This window comes from Bacteroides luhongzhouii (assembly GCF_009193295.2).
GTDB lineage: Bacteria > Bacteroidota > Bacteroidia > Bacteroidales > Bacteroidaceae > Bacteroides > Bacteroides luhongzhouii.
Window position 1 is genome coordinate 1,627,583 of sequence record NZ_CP059973.1, and the last position, 14,324, is coordinate 1,641,906.

General features: G+C 42.4%; 10 protein-coding genes. 8 read left to right on the forward strand and 2 right to left on the reverse strand.

From position 1 onward, the window contains the following. Positions 1 to 151: 151 nt before the first annotated feature. Positions 152 to 1,705, forward strand: a complete 1,554-nt coding sequence (locus tag GD631_RS05900; protein ID WP_143256783.1) for an ATP-binding protein — start codon at positions 152 to 154, stop codon at positions 1,703 to 1,705. A gap of 171 nt (positions 1,706 to 1,876) precedes the next feature. Here GD631_RS05900 and GD631_RS05905 read toward each other — a convergent pair whose 3' ends face one another. Next, on the reverse strand, positions 1,877 to 2,488 hold the full coding sequence (locus tag GD631_RS05905) for an HU family DNA-binding protein (RefSeq protein ID WP_143256784.1): 612 nt from the start codon (positions 2,486 to 2,488) through the stop codon (positions 1,877 to 1,879). Between the two features lie 603 nt (positions 2,489 to 3,091). Here GD631_RS05905 and GD631_RS05910 point away from each other — a divergent pair. The 7 genes from GD631_RS05910 (at position 3,092) to GD631_RS05940 (ending at position 12,553) form a co-directional block, all read left to right on the forward strand. Beyond that, positions 3,092 to 5,170, forward strand: coding sequence for a virulence-associated E family protein (locus GD631_RS05910; RefSeq protein ID WP_087320813.1), 2,079 nt, complete (start codon positions 3,092 to 3,094; stop codon positions 5,168 to 5,170). 87 nt (positions 5,171 to 5,257) lie between these two features. Further along, the gene (locus GD631_RS05915; protein ID WP_143256785.1) at positions 5,258 to 6,382 is read left to right on the forward strand and encodes an AAA family ATPase; all 1,125 of its coding nucleotides are present in this window, start codon (positions 5,258 to 5,260) and stop codon (positions 6,380 to 6,382) included. A gap of 120 nt (positions 6,383 to 6,502) precedes the next feature. Next, the gene (locus GD631_RS05920) at positions 6,503 to 8,338 is read left to right on the forward strand and encodes an ABC transporter ATP-binding protein (RefSeq protein ID WP_143256786.1); all 1,836 of its coding nucleotides are present in this window, start codon (positions 6,503 to 6,505) and stop codon (positions 8,336 to 8,338) included. Between the two features lie 29 nt (positions 8,339 to 8,367). Further along, positions 8,368 to 9,171, forward strand: coding sequence for a polysaccharide deacetylase family protein (locus GD631_RS05925; RefSeq protein WP_143256787.1), 804 nt, complete (start codon positions 8,368 to 8,370; stop codon positions 9,169 to 9,171). Next, on the forward strand, positions 9,168 to 10,124 hold the full coding sequence (locus GD631_RS05930; protein WP_143256788.1) for a glycosyltransferase family 2 protein: 957 nt from the start codon (positions 9,168 to 9,170) through the stop codon (positions 10,122 to 10,124). Before GD631_RS05925 ends, GD631_RS05930 begins: the two co-directional genes overlap by 4 nt. Continuing rightward, the gene (locus tag GD631_RS05935) at positions 10,108 to 10,527 is read left to right on the forward strand and encodes a GtrA family protein (RefSeq protein ID WP_117809346.1); all 420 of its coding nucleotides are present in this window, start codon (positions 10,108 to 10,110) and stop codon (positions 10,525 to 10,527) included. Before GD631_RS05930 ends, GD631_RS05935 begins: the two co-directional genes overlap by 17 nt. 46 nt (positions 10,528 to 10,573) lie before the next feature. Beyond that, positions 10,574 to 12,553, forward strand: a complete 1,980-nt coding sequence (locus GD631_RS05940) for an LTA synthase family protein (RefSeq protein ID WP_143256789.1) — start codon at positions 10,574 to 10,576, stop codon at positions 12,551 to 12,553. Here the strand turns inward: GD631_RS05940 and GD631_RS05945 are convergent. Then, the gene (locus tag GD631_RS05945) at positions 12,540 to 14,312 is read right to left on the reverse strand and encodes an ArnT family glycosyltransferase (RefSeq protein ID WP_117809344.1); all 1,773 of its coding nucleotides are present in this window, start codon (positions 14,310 to 14,312) and stop codon (positions 12,540 to 12,542) included. The genes GD631_RS05940 and GD631_RS05945 overlap by 14 nt on opposite strands. Positions 14,313 to 14,324: the final 12 nt, after the last annotated feature.

The following is a 14,324-nucleotide window of genomic DNA, read 5'->3' on the forward strand; positions in this document are numbered from 1 at the left end:
TCGGATAGTTTTTTCGACTGGGCTGTATTGATAGAGAATAATATCGAAATGTTATGTATCTTGGCTGCCGGAATGAAATCATGATGGAATCTGTACCTATTCCGAATAATTCTATGTATATTTGTACGATGTGAATTAAATACAGTGAAAGATGAGTGGCAAGATTTACCCTATCGGTATACAGAACTTTGAAAAAATTCGTAAAGGTGGCTATTTTTATATTGATAAAACAGCATTGATTTATCAATTGGTGAAAACCGGAAGTTACTATTTTCTGAGTCGTCCGCGCCGTTTTGGCAAAAGTCTGCTCATTTCTACGCTTGAAGCCTACTTTCAAGGAAAGCGGGAGCTCTTTGAAGGGTTGGCTATGGAGAAGCTGGAAAAAGATTGGATAACGTATCCTGTATTACATCTTGATCTTAATACGGAAAAATATGATACTCCGGAAAGTTTGGAGAACAAACTCAACGGGGCATTGGTGGAATGGGAGAAGATGTATGGCGCAGAGCCCTCGGAGAGATCCTTAGCGATGCGTTTTGAGGGGATTATTAAACGTGCCTGTCGACAGGAAGGACAGCGTGTGGCTATTCTTGTGGATGAGTATGATAAGCCGATGTTGCAGGCCATTGGTAATGATGCCTTGCAAAAGAGTTTTCGCAATACATTGAAAGCTTTCTATGGCGCATTGAAAAGTCAGGATGGCTGTATTAAGTTTGCTATGTTGACGGGAGTTACCAAGTTCGGTAAAATTAGTGTGTTCAGTGACCTGAATAATCTGGATGACATTTCAATGTGGAATAAGTATGTAGATATTTGTGGCGTCAGTGAACAGGAACTATACGATAATCTGGATGTTGAGCTTCATGAGTTTGCCAACATACAAGGGGTGACGTATGAGGAGATATGTGCCCGGTTGAAAGAGATGTATGATGGTTATCATTTTACGCATAATTCTAAGGGAATGTACAATCCTTTCAGTCTGCTTCATGCTTTTAATCGGAATGAGTTTGGGAGTTATTGGTTTGAAACGGGTACTCCTACTTATTTGGTGGAGTTGCTGAAGAAATACCATTACGACCTTCATCGGATGGCTCATGAAGAAACCGATACCCAAGTGCTGAACAGCATTGACTCTGAATCTACCAATCCTATTCCGGTAATCTATCAGAGCGGGTACCTTACCATTAAAGGGTATGATGAAGAATTTGGAATTTACCGTTTAGGTTTTCCTAATCGTGAAGTGGAGGAAGGATTTATCCGTTTTCTGCTTCCTTATTATGCGAACGTGGATAAAGTGGAATCTCCCTTTGAAATTCAGAAATTCGTTCGTGAGGTACGTGCCGGTGATTACGAATCTTTTTTCCGTCGCCTGCAAAGTTTCTTTTCCGATATTCCATACGAGCTTGCTCGCGAATTGGAGTTACATTATCAGAATGTACTTTATATTGTATGTAAACTGGTAGGTTTTTATGTAAAAGCGGAATATCATACGAGTGAAGGCCGTGTGGATATGGTATTGCAGACTGACAAGTTCATTTACATTATGGAATTTAAACTGAATGGTACAGCGGAAGAAGCTCTGCAACAGATAAATGACAAACACTATGCCCGACCATTTGAAACGGATTCACGAAAACTTTTTAAGATTGGTGTGAATTTCAGTGCTCAAACAAGAAATATAGAGAAGTGGTTGGTCGAAAATTGAACTGCCCCTGCGCCGGAAATGAAATATTCATTTCTCATATTCTCATAGATTTGATTTAAATAGCAGATAATTAATAAAGTAAGCTATGAGAAATACTTTTAGAATTGGTATTTCTCATAGTTTTATTCGCAAATAGACCTTGATTTGGCTTATTTCTCATACCTGTTGAACTCATTTCTCATAATGTCCCGGTGTTGGTATATAAATAGGCTGTGTGGGCTTACCTATATTCTGTAAGTAGCCTTGTGCTTTAAGGCGACGGATTTGCCTACTGGCCATACTTTGAGTGAAACAGCAGAGCGACTGCATATTGGAACGGGTCAATACGGGGTGAGTTGCAAAATATCCAGTGAGTTTCTTGTCGATCTCTTCTTCAGAAAGAGAAGCGGAATGTGGCTTGTATTTTGAACGTCGTAGATGAGTGCTCATGCACAAACCTTTTAAATCTCTATCAGCTTGGAAGTTAATGGACTTAAGTTTTACTTTGTCTGCACGGGTGGTAAGTGAGTGCACGGGTTCGGTGGCCTGTAGTGTAACCTGAAAATAACCGATTCCGTCCAGGTGTACTCGTTCTCCCTCGCACAGATGGTTGCCCATGCATCTGCTCAATTCCATTAACATGGCTTCTACTTCTGCTTTCCCGAAAGTGGTTGCCATGTGGATTTCTCTTGCCAGCTTTTGAGTGGTCACATGTTGAAAATTAACCACCCGTGGGTGGTAACTAGGTTCTTCCCCTTCTTTTTCCGGTTGGGGATTCTTATAAAACTCGAACTGTATTGCCATCTTTGTTTTAATTTAATGGTTGTTTATATGTTATGTACTGATGCTCTTAGTGTATCTCGCTTTTATTCTTTTATTATTCAACCGCCATCCTGATTGTTCCACTAGAGTGAACGGCTCTTTTCACTCTAGTAGACAGAACTTTTTACTGTAGTGAACAGGCCTGTGCACTCTAGTGGAACGATTGGGATGCTCTTTCAAAGATACGACATTATTAGGTGAAAAACAAGTAATTAACTAGTTGTTTGCATGAAAGAAATAGCTAGATGTTTGGTAAGATAAGCTTGGCGGATAAACAGGAGAACAGTTGTGTCTGACTATGAGAAATACCCTGAAAGAGTATGAGAAATAGCGGTTTTTTGAAGAAAATCGATGAGGATTGTATGAGAAATACCTATTTTAAAAACGTTTCTCATAATGTACTTCTTTGATTATATGTGCTTTATCTGAAATCTATGAGAATATGAGAAATAGAATTGAAAAATCTTTTCTAGTAGAAAGATGAAATAAGTATTCTCTGAAAAGTTGTTTGTGTGGAATATTTACAGTATATTTGTATCGTAATAATCGCCCTACAAAACACATGCAGGACAAATAAATGAAGTAATGAGAATAACACTGGTAAGAGACGATGGCAAGGTGAACACTATGCGTACGTTAAGAATCGAACAGCTCGTAGAGCAAATGAAAGTGGAAACCAAAATGCAGCCCGTCTCAAAAATGAGAGAAGTCCTGCCTTTTATGCTTCCGGGTGATAAAAATGATTATGTACAGAAAGTACCGAAGTTAATACCCGCCGCAGCCTTTTTTCGCAAAGGCGGCATAACGGCGATGAGTGAATATAACGGAATTGTGATGATTCAGGTCAACAACTTGTCCGGACACATGGAGGCGGATGAAGTGAAAGAGCGGGTAAAGGAGCTTCCGCAGACTTACTTAGCTTTCACCGGATCTTCCGGAAAGTCTGTGAAAGTATGGGTACGTTTTACTTATCCCAATGATCTTCTGCCGACAACTAGTGAGGAAGCGGAGCTTTTTCATGCGCATGCCTATCGGTTGGCAGTGAAGTTTTATCAGCCACAACTTCCTTATGATATTGAACTGAAAGTACCTTCATTGGAGCAATATTGTCGTTTAACTTTTGACCCGGACCTGTATTTTAATCCCGAAGCAATGCCTATTTATATGAAGCAGCCTGCGGCTATGCCGGGTGAGGTGACTTATCGCGAACGGGTACAAACGGAAACGTCACCATTGCAACGGCTTGCGCCGGGATATGAAAAATGCAATGCGCTTTCTGTCCTTTTCGAAGCTGCTTTTGCACGTGCGCTGGATGAAGAGGCTGATTATCATCCGGAAGGAGACAAACAATCGCTGTTGATTAATCTTGCTGGACATTGTTTTCGTGCCGGTATTCCTGAGGAAGATACAGTACGGTGGTCTCGTGCCCATTATCGCTTGCCGAAGGATGATACATTGGTTCGGGAGACTGTGCGGAATGTATACCGGTCTTCAGAGGGATTTGCGAGTAAGAGCAGTCTGTTGCCGGAACAATTATTTGTCATGCAGATGGATGAGTTTATGAAACGACGTTATGATTTCCGTTTCAACCAACTGACATCACAAGTGGAATGTCGTGAACGAAATAGCTTTAATTTTTATTTTCGTCCGGTGGATAAGCGGTTGATGGCAAGTATTGCAATGAATGCACATTATGAAGGGCTTAAACTTTGGGATAAAGATGTGGTACGTTATCTGAATTCGGATCATGTGCCGGTTTATCAGCCTATTGAGGACTTTCTTTATGACCTTCCCCATTGGGATGGTAAAGATCACATCGGCGATCTTGCCAAGCGAGTTCCTTGTGATCATCCTCATTGGGGGCAATTGTTTCGGCGCTGGTTTCTCAGTATGATAGCACATTGGCGTGGAATGGGAAAGAATCATGCAAACAGTACTTCTCCTATATTAATCGGTCCACAGGCTTATCGTAAGTCTACATTTTGCCGGTTAATTTTGCCTCCATGCTTGCAGGCTTATTATACGGATAGTATTGATTTTAGCAGGAAGCGGGATGCCGAGCTATATTTGAATCGTTTTTTACTGATTAATATGGATGAGTTCGATCAGATTGGCATTAATCAGCAGTCTTTCCTCAAGCATATTCTACAGAAGCCTGTTGTCAACACACGGCGACCGAATGCTTCGGCAGTGGAGGAACTCCGTCGGTATGCTTCTTTTATAGGAACGAGTAATCATAAAGATTTGCTGACGGATACTTCCGGCAGTCGTCGTTTTATCGGTGTGGAGGTGACTGGAGTGATTGACGTGGTCCGTCCTATTGACTATGAGCAATTGTATGCGCAGGCAATGGCACTGCTGCGCAGTAATGAGCGCTACTGGTTTGATGAGAAAGAAGAGGCTATAATGACGGAAGCTAACCGGGAATTTGAACAGTCGCCAGTAATTGAACAATTGTTTCAGGTGTATTATCGGGCGGCAGAGGAGGAAGAAGAAGGAGAATGGCTGCTTGCTGCGGATATATTGCAGCGGATACAAAAGGCAAGTAAAATGAAGTTTTCTTCCGGACAAGTTAATTATTTCGGGCGTATCTTGCAGAGATTGGGTGTAAAGTCGTTCAGGAAAACACGCGGGGTTTATTATCATGTGGTGCCTGTTGGGTAAGGGTGATGATGAAATAATGCACGAGATGTGCATTTTATTATTTTATAATAATTATCTTTGCGTAATAACGTGAGATATACGAAGACTATGATAAGAAATCCTTTTATAACAAGTGGATATGTGTCTGCTGATTATTTTTGTGACCGTCAGCAAGAAAGCGAACAGTTGGTACGCGAAGTGATGAATGGGAATAACCTGGCTCTTGTCTCTACCCGACGAATGGGAAAGACGGGCCTGATCCGTCATTGCTTTCAGTTTCCTGAAATTAAGCATGGCTATTACACCTTCTTTATTGATATATATGACAGCCGGTCATTGCGCGATTTGGTATTTGCGCTTAGCAAAGAGATTTTGGAAGTACTGAAACCTGTGGGGAAGAAAGCTTTGCATGGTTTTTGGGAATGTGTGAAATCTTTGCAAGCCAGTATCTCTTTTGATGTGAATGGTATGCCTTCTTTGAATTTGGGATTAGGAGATATACAAGCTCCGGCTACTACGCTCGATGAAATCTTCCGGTATTTAGAGCAAGCGGATAAGCCTTGTTTGATTGCCATTGATGAATTTCAGCAGATTACCGGGTATGCAGAGAAAAATGTAGAGGCTACTCTCCGGACTTATGTGCAGCATTGTAATAATGCGCGTTTCATTTTTGCCGGGAGCCAGCGACATGTGATGGGGAATATGTTTCTGACGCCTTCCAGACCTTTTTATCAAAGTGTGTCAATGATGCATTTGGAAAGTATTCCTTTAGAAGAATACGTTCGTTTTGCATGTATGCATTTCAAACGTGCAGGCAAAGAAATGGAAGAAAGTGCTGTTACCACAGTTTATCAACAGTTTGAAGGAGTCACATGGTATATACAAAAAGTATTGAATACACTTTATGATATGACCCCGGAGCACGGAGTCTGTAAAGTGGAAATGGTGTCAGAGGCCATTCGGCAGATTATTGATTCATTCAGATATACTTATTCGGAAATCCTTTTTCGTTTGCCGGAAAAGCAAAAGGAGTTACTGATTGCTATCACTAAAGAGGGAAAAGCGAAAGCTATCACTTCCGGTGCTTTCATAAAGAAATACAGACTGGCTTCAGCCAGTTCTGTGCAGTCAGCATTGAAAGGATTATTAGAAAAGGATTTTGTGACCCAAGAAAAGGGAGTGTATCAAATATATGATCGTTTCTTGGGTATTTGGTTGAAAGAGAATTATTGAGTCATTTTTTGTTTGTTGAAATGTGCTTTTCAATAAATCGCGTTAATAATTAGCTGAAACTACTGCCTGTTAATCAGTTTTATTGTATCTTTGCGGTCTTAACTTTTTTAATGGTAAATAATGAAGGAATTTCTACAACTAATGCGACGTTTCGTGTCGCCTTATAAGAAGTATATCGGCTGGGCTGTTTTGCTGAATATTTTGTCTGCTGTATTCAACGTATTTTCGTTCACTTTCTTGATTCCTATTCTGAGTATTCTGTTTAAAACAGAAGGAGCGGATAAAGTATACCATTTTATGGAATGGGGTAGTGGAGATTTAGCGGATGTTGCCAAGAATAACTTCTATTATTACATATCTCAGATGATCGTGGATAATGGTCCCACTATGGCTCTTATATTCTTGGGACTGTTCCTGATGGTAATGACATTGTTTAAAACCGGTTGTTACTTTGCTTCTTCAGCCGTGATGATTCCATTGCGTACAGGAGTGGTACGTGATATTCGTATTATGGTGTATGCTAAGGTTATGCGTCTGCCGATGTCTTTCTTTTCGGAAGAAAGAAAGGGAGATATTATAGCTCGTATGAGTGGTGATGTGGGAGAAGTGGAAAATTCCATCACTAGTTCATTGGATATGTTGATGAAAAGTCCAATTCTGATTATTATATATTTTGTGACATTGGTTACGGTTAGTTGGCAGTTGACACTCTTTACTATCGTTGTGTTGCCGGGAATGGGCTGGTTGATGGGAGTGGTCGGAAGAAAACTGAAGCGTCAGTCATTGGAGGCGCAGTCGAAATGGAGTGATACAATGTCGCAATTGGAAGAAACACTAGGAGGCTTGCGTATTATCAAAGCTTTTATTGCAGAGGATAAAATGATTAACCGCTTCACCAAATGTAGCAACGAGCTCCGGGATGCGACAAACAAGGTTGCCATACGTCAGGCTATGGCTCATCCGATGAGTGAGTTTTTAGGAACAATCCTGATTGTTGCTGTATTGTGGTTTGGAGGTACATTGATTTTGGGACAGAATGCAAGCATCGATGCTCCTACATTCATCTTCTATATGGTTATCTTATATAGTGTAATCAATCCGTTGAAAGACTTTGCTAAAGCAGGATACAACATTCCGAAAGGTCTGGCTTCCATGGAACGTGTTGATAAAATCCTGAAGGCAGAGAATAAGATTAAGGAAATTCCGAATCCGAAACCGTTGAAGGGCTTGAATGATAAAATAGAATTTAAAGATATCTCTTTCAGCTACGATGGTAAGAGAGATGTGTTGAAACATGTAAATCTGACAGTTCCTAAAGGGCAGACGATTGCATTAGTAGGACAATCCGGCTCCGGGAAATCTACATTAGTCGATTTGTTGCCACGTTACCATGATGTGCAGGAAGGCGATATCACTATTGACGGAACGAGTATCCGTGACGTGCGTATTGCTGATTTGCGTAGTCTGATTGGTAATGTAAACCAGGAAGCTATTTTGTTTAATGATACATTCTTCAATAACATTGCTTTTGGTGTGGAGAATGCGACAATGGAACAAGTGGTAGAGGCAGCAAAGATTGCCAATGCACATGACTTCATTATGGAGAAACCGGAAGGATATAATATGAATATCGGCGACCGTGGTGGAAAACTGTCCGGTGGTCAGCGCCAGCGTATCAGTATTGCCCGTGCCATCCTGAAGAACCCTCCGATTCTGATTCTCGATGAGGCTACTTCTGCTTTGGATACCGAATCAGAACGTCTTGTGCAGGAAGCGTTGGAGCGTTTGATGAAAACACGTACGACGATTGCTATTGCCCACCGTCTTTCTACGATTAAAAATGCAGACGAAATCTGCGTATTGTATGAAGGAGAAATTGTGGAACGTGGTAGGCATGAGGAACTTATAGAATTAAACGGTTATTACAAACGCCTGCATGATATGCAACAATTGTAATGCAGCATTTGTAATTTTTTGATAGTGCAATGATATTATTAAGTTTTGATACAGAAGAATTTGATGTACCTCGTGAACATGGCGTAGACTTTTCGCTGGATGAAGCGATGAAAGTATCAGTCTATGGTACGACTAGAATACTGGACTGCCTGAAAAAGAATGGGGTGAAAGCCACCTTCTTCTGTACAAGCAATTTTGCAGAAAATGCGCCGGAGGTGATGCGGCGCATTATGGACGAAGGACATGAAGTTGCTGCGCATGGATGTGACCATTGGCAGCCGCAGGCTTCAGATGTCAGTCGTTCAAAAGAAATCCTGGAACGTCTTACCGGCAGAACGATAGAAGGCTATCGCCAGCCACGTATGTTTCCCGTATCAGATACGGAACTTGAACGAATGGGGTATGTGTACAACTCCTCATTGAATCCCGCATTTATCCCCGGAAGATATATGCATTTATCAGAGCCGCGTACCTGCTTTATGACAGGCAAACTGCTTCAGATCCCGGCTTCTGTAACTCCATGGATTCGTTTCCCGCTATTTTGGTTGTCTTGTCATAATCTGCCGATGTGGCTTTATCAAAGCCTGATAAACCGGGTATTGAAGCATGACGGATATTTTGTGACTTATTTCCACCCGTGGGAATTCTACCCATTGGGTGAACATCCTGAATTTAAGATGCCTTTTATCATCCGCAATCATTCCGGTAAAGGAATGGAGGAACGTCTGGATATGCTTATCCGCAACCTGAAAGAAAAAGGCTATCCTTTTATGACTTACTCGGAGTTTGCGCAGATAAAACTGGCTGAACTAAATAAACCGGACAAAAAATGATTAAATTGGCTATTGTATCCCCCTGCTATAATGAGGAGGAAGTGTTGGAAGATTCGGCCGCCCGTTTGACAGCCTTGTTTGATGAGCTGGTGGCGAAAGAAAAGATCAGTGCCGACAGCTTTGTGCTCTTTGTGAATGATGGCAGTAAAGATCGTACATGGAGCATTATTAAGAAACTGCACGGGACGAATCCTTATATAAAAGGAATGAATCTGGCAAGGAACGTGGGACATCAGTATGCCATCATGGCCGGTATGATGACCGCTAAAGACTGGAGTGATGCCGTTATTACCATTGATGCCGATTTGCAGGATGATCTGAATGCGATTGAGGAGATGATAGATGCCTATACGGAAGGATATGATGTAGTATACGGGGTGAAAGTATCCCGTCAGGCAGACCCGATGTTGAAACGTCTTTCCGCAACGGCTTTTTATAAATTACAGCACCGGATGGGAGTAGAGACTATCTACAATCATGCGGATTTTCGTTTTTTGAGTCGGAGAGTACTGGAACAGTTATCTCATTATCAAGAACGTAATGTCTATTTGCGTGGTATTATTCCATTGTTGGGTTTCCCTTCTACTACGGTAGATGATGTGATCCGGGAACGGACAGCCGGAACCTCCAAATATACAGTAAGAAAGATGTTCAGCCTGGCTTTAGACGGAATAACCTCTTTCTCGGTAAAGCCTATTTACGGTATTGTTTATCTGGGAGGTATCTTTGTCTTCATCAGTATTCTGATAGGAATCTATGTGCTTTACGCATTGATTTCGGGCACTGCGGAACACGGCTGGGCCTCTTTGATGTTATCTATCTGGTTTGTTGGCGGAGTTGTTCTATTGTCTATAGGAGCTGTCGGACTGTATATTGGTAAAATCTATAAAGAAGTAAAACGTCGCCCGCTCTATAACGTGGAAGAAGTGTTGTACGATGATCAGAATAAGTAAGGCTATACTCGACAAGCATCCGGACTGGCGGGATAAGTTCTGGCAATTCGTCCGTTTTGGAGTCGTCGGCACAATATCTTCGGCCATTCATTATGGCGTATATTGCCTGGTCTTGTTGGTTGCGAATGCCAACATCTCCTTTACGGCAGGTTATGCAGTGGGATTTGTCTGTAACTACTTTCTGACTACTTTCTTCACTTTTCGTTCCAAGCCATCCTCTCATAATGCGATCGGCTTTAGTTTTAGCCATCTGATTAATTACTTGCTTGAAATCGGTTTGCTGAACCTCTTCCTTTGGATAGGGGCGGGTGAACTGCTGGCACCGATATTGGTAATGATCATTGTGGTACCGATCAATTTCCTGATTCTTCATTTCGTCTACATCTACAAAGGGAGAAAATAATTTTATTAGATCTCTTTTATTTAATTCATAAAAAGAAAAGGCTATTATGAAACGTTTTCTAAATCTTGTAGTATATATACTTACGATACATGTTTCGGCTTTGCTGATCACAGGACTGTTTCGCCTGGTACTTTTTATCTCATCCTATCATCAATTGACTTCTGAAGCCTTGTCGGATAAGAGCCTGTCGGTGCTTGCTTTTGTACATGGTGTCTGGTTTGATAATGTGATAGGTTGCTACATACTTCTGTTGCCGCTGGCAGTTGCGGTGGTATGTGGAGTATGCAACTATTATGGGAAAGCGTTGTTCCGTTTCTTTACGATCTTTTTCAGTGTCTTTTATGGATTGGTTTATTTAATCAGTGCGTCGGACATTCCTTATTTTGCCTATTTCTTTAAACATATCAACTCTTCCATATTCGAATGGTTCGGTTATGCGGGGACTACTGCCGGAATGATACTGGGTGAAAGTGCCTATTACCTGTCCATCGGATTATTCCTGCTCTTTTTGGTCGGGTTTACAGTATGGCTTGTCTGTCTGGCGCATTATTTCCACCGTCGCAGCCTTACCATTTCCGCTCCGTTTCCTTATTGGAAGAGAGGAGTTGCGGCTTTGGTTGGAGCTTGTCTGATCGGCCTCTGCATCTTTGGAATTCGGGGGCGTACAGGTTATAATCCGATCAAAGTGAGTGCGGCATATTTCTGTCAGGATGCTTTTCTGAATCAGTTGGGAGTAAGTCCCACTTTTAATCTGCTGACGAGTGTGATGGATGATATGCGTCCTGAAAATAAGTACTTGCATCTGATGGATGAGCAGGAAGCCATAGCTAAGGCGCAAGCCCTGCTCAACCGTCCGGGAGAGGCAGCCGTATCACCATTGGCTGTGTACAGGCATGCTTCAAAACCAGATAGCGTGCAGCAAGGTCGGCCCAATGTTGTACTGATTATGATGGAATCTATGTCCAGTAAACTGATGAAGCATTTCGGGCAATCAGAGACGCTGACTCCTTTCCTGGATAGTCTGTATACCCGTTCTATTAGCTTCCGTAATTTCTATTCGGCAGGAATCCATACGAATCATGGTTTGTATGCCACCTTATATTCTTTCCCGGCGATGATGAAACGGAACCTTATGAAAGGTTCTGTCATTCCCCGCTATTCGGGACTGCCTACTGTTCTGAAAGAAAATGGTTATTATAACCTTTTCTTTATGACGCACGAAGGGCAGTATGACAATATGAACGCATTCTTCCGGACAAACGGCTATGACGAAGTGTTCTCACAAGAAGATTATCCGGCTGATAAGGTTGTGAATAGCTTTGGAGTGCAGGATGATTTCCTGTATGACTATGCAGTTCCCGTATTGAATCGGCGGGCTGCCACCGGAGAGCCTTTCTTTGCTACTTTGTTGTCCATCAGCAATCATCCGCCGTATGTGATACCTCCTTTCTTCCATCCGAAAACGAGTGAACCCGAGACGCAGATTGTTGAGTACGCGGATTGGGCTTTGCGTAAGTTTTTTGAAGAGGCACGTAAACAGCCTTGGTTTGATAATACGATATTTGTGTTGGAAGGAGATCATGGCAAACTGGTGGGAGACGCCGAATGTGAGTTGCCGGAATCTTATAACCATATCCCGCTGATGATTTACTCCAGTCGTATTCATCCGGAAGAGAAAAACACTTTTGGAGGTCAGGTAGATATACAGCCCACGATATTGGGGCTGCTGAATATTGATTATCTGCAGAATAATTTTGGAGTGGATTTGTTGAAGGAAAAACGTCCCTGTATGTTTTATACTGCCGACAATATGATTGTGGGACGCAATGATACGTTATTGTATCTTTATAATTACGAGACGCAGCAGGAATTCACTTATCATATAGACAATGGCAAATTGAAAGCCGTCCCGATGGACGATCACTTTCTGCCTTTAAAAGAATATAGTTTTTCCATGCTCCAATCGGCAGAGTTCCTTGTGAAGCATGGAAAAACGGTAAATTCGCTCCCTTTTACTCAACAATAGGGGTCGTTTCGGTATTTTCAGGCTGTTCGTTTTTAACGAACTTGTATACTTTGGCTATTTGCCGGAGCACTCGTTTGGGAGATTCGTAAACCTGTTCAAACTGATACCCCTCCTTCTCAAATTCAGGAAGATATTTTTCTGCGTCATTGGTACCGATCAGCAAGAAGCCTTTGGCAGGACGTTTCTGATAGAAGTTGTCGAGACGGTTATGCAGATAGAAATTAATCTCGAAGTAATGCACAGGGTCACCTGCCGCATGCAGACTTTCTTCAATGAATTCGTAAATAGTTCCTTCGCTTTCCGGCGCAATCTTTTCGATCTCTGCAGCGACGAATTTGACGGATTTCGAATTTAATGCTGCCGGCTGATAAGCACCGTCCAACGCAAGGTATAATCCCATGGTAAGCACGACGAGAGCATACAAGAAGCGGTTGCTCAATGTGTGTTTCCGTTGATAGAACCACCAGTAGATACCGAGGACGGTAGGAACGGCAACCAGAAACAAGGCTCCTGCGCCGCTGATATTCTGTATGGCGCGCATGAAATTAATGTTGTCCTGTGCGTGACGCCCGTGGAAAATTGTTTCCGGGATGAGTCCGCATTTTAACACAATGAAGCAAGTGAACAGCAACAGACTGATTACCGCAAGAATACTTCCATATACTTTAATGACTTTGGATTGCTTCTTGACCAGATAAAATAAATATTTGGCAAGGAAATAAGCGATGAAAGGATAGATAGGCATCAGATAGACACTGCGTTTGCTCTGCGGGATGCAGTAGAAAACGAAGATTACGACGATGCTGGTGAAAGAGAATAAATCCACCGGATCCATATTCTTTATCCATGCAGTGAAACGTTTCCACCAGGCGGCCGGCCGGATGCTGAACTTATGGTAAGTCAGGCTGAACAGGGAAAGTACGGCCAACAGTGTCCAGGGGACGTATCCGGCAAATAAGGTCACAAAATTATAGTGCCAGGGGTTCACGCATGAATTATAACTCATGGTATTGGTCATGCGGCCGAGGTTTTCCTCCATCACTAATGCGAGGAATTCTTCTCCGCCTTGTTGGTAGGCGGCTACGTACCAACAGAAGGGCAGAATGAGAGAAAGGATAGCCCAGGCGGAAAGTAGCAGGAATGCCTTGAAGAAGTTGACACCCCGGAGTAACAAGAATATGCCTACAACTAAACATGGAATGATAGTGCCTACCGGTCCTTTAGTCAGTGTTCCGCAGCTCATCAGGAGAATGGCCAGCCAGGGAATGCCTTTGAGCCCTTTCTCATACCATTTGTAGAGACAATAAAGAGCACCGACAGTGAGCGCTGTCAGCACCATGTCCACCCGGCAGTTTGCTCCGGCCCGGTGTAACTCGAAATTAGTCAGAGTGATAAAGGCAGCCAGCAACGACAGTTGCACTCCTTTTCTTTTGGCAAAGAACAGAAAACCGCAGAGAGTCATGGCGATCAAGGCGATGGCGGATGGCAGGCGGGAAGTCATTTCTGTGACTTGCCCTCCGTTCACTACTGCTGATACAGCAGCGATGCTCCAATGAAAGAAAGGTGGTTTATAAGCCATTTCTCCTCCGTTGTTTCTGGGTAAGATCCAGTTTCCGCTATCCAGCATGGAGTAGGAAACAATGGATTCGCGAGGCTCACCTTTCGTGTGGTACTCCGACAAGCCGAGGAAAGGCAAGATAGTAACTACGCAAATGACTAATAACAGCCAGAAAGCTTTACTTGAAGTCAATGTTTTCATCTTTTCATCTAT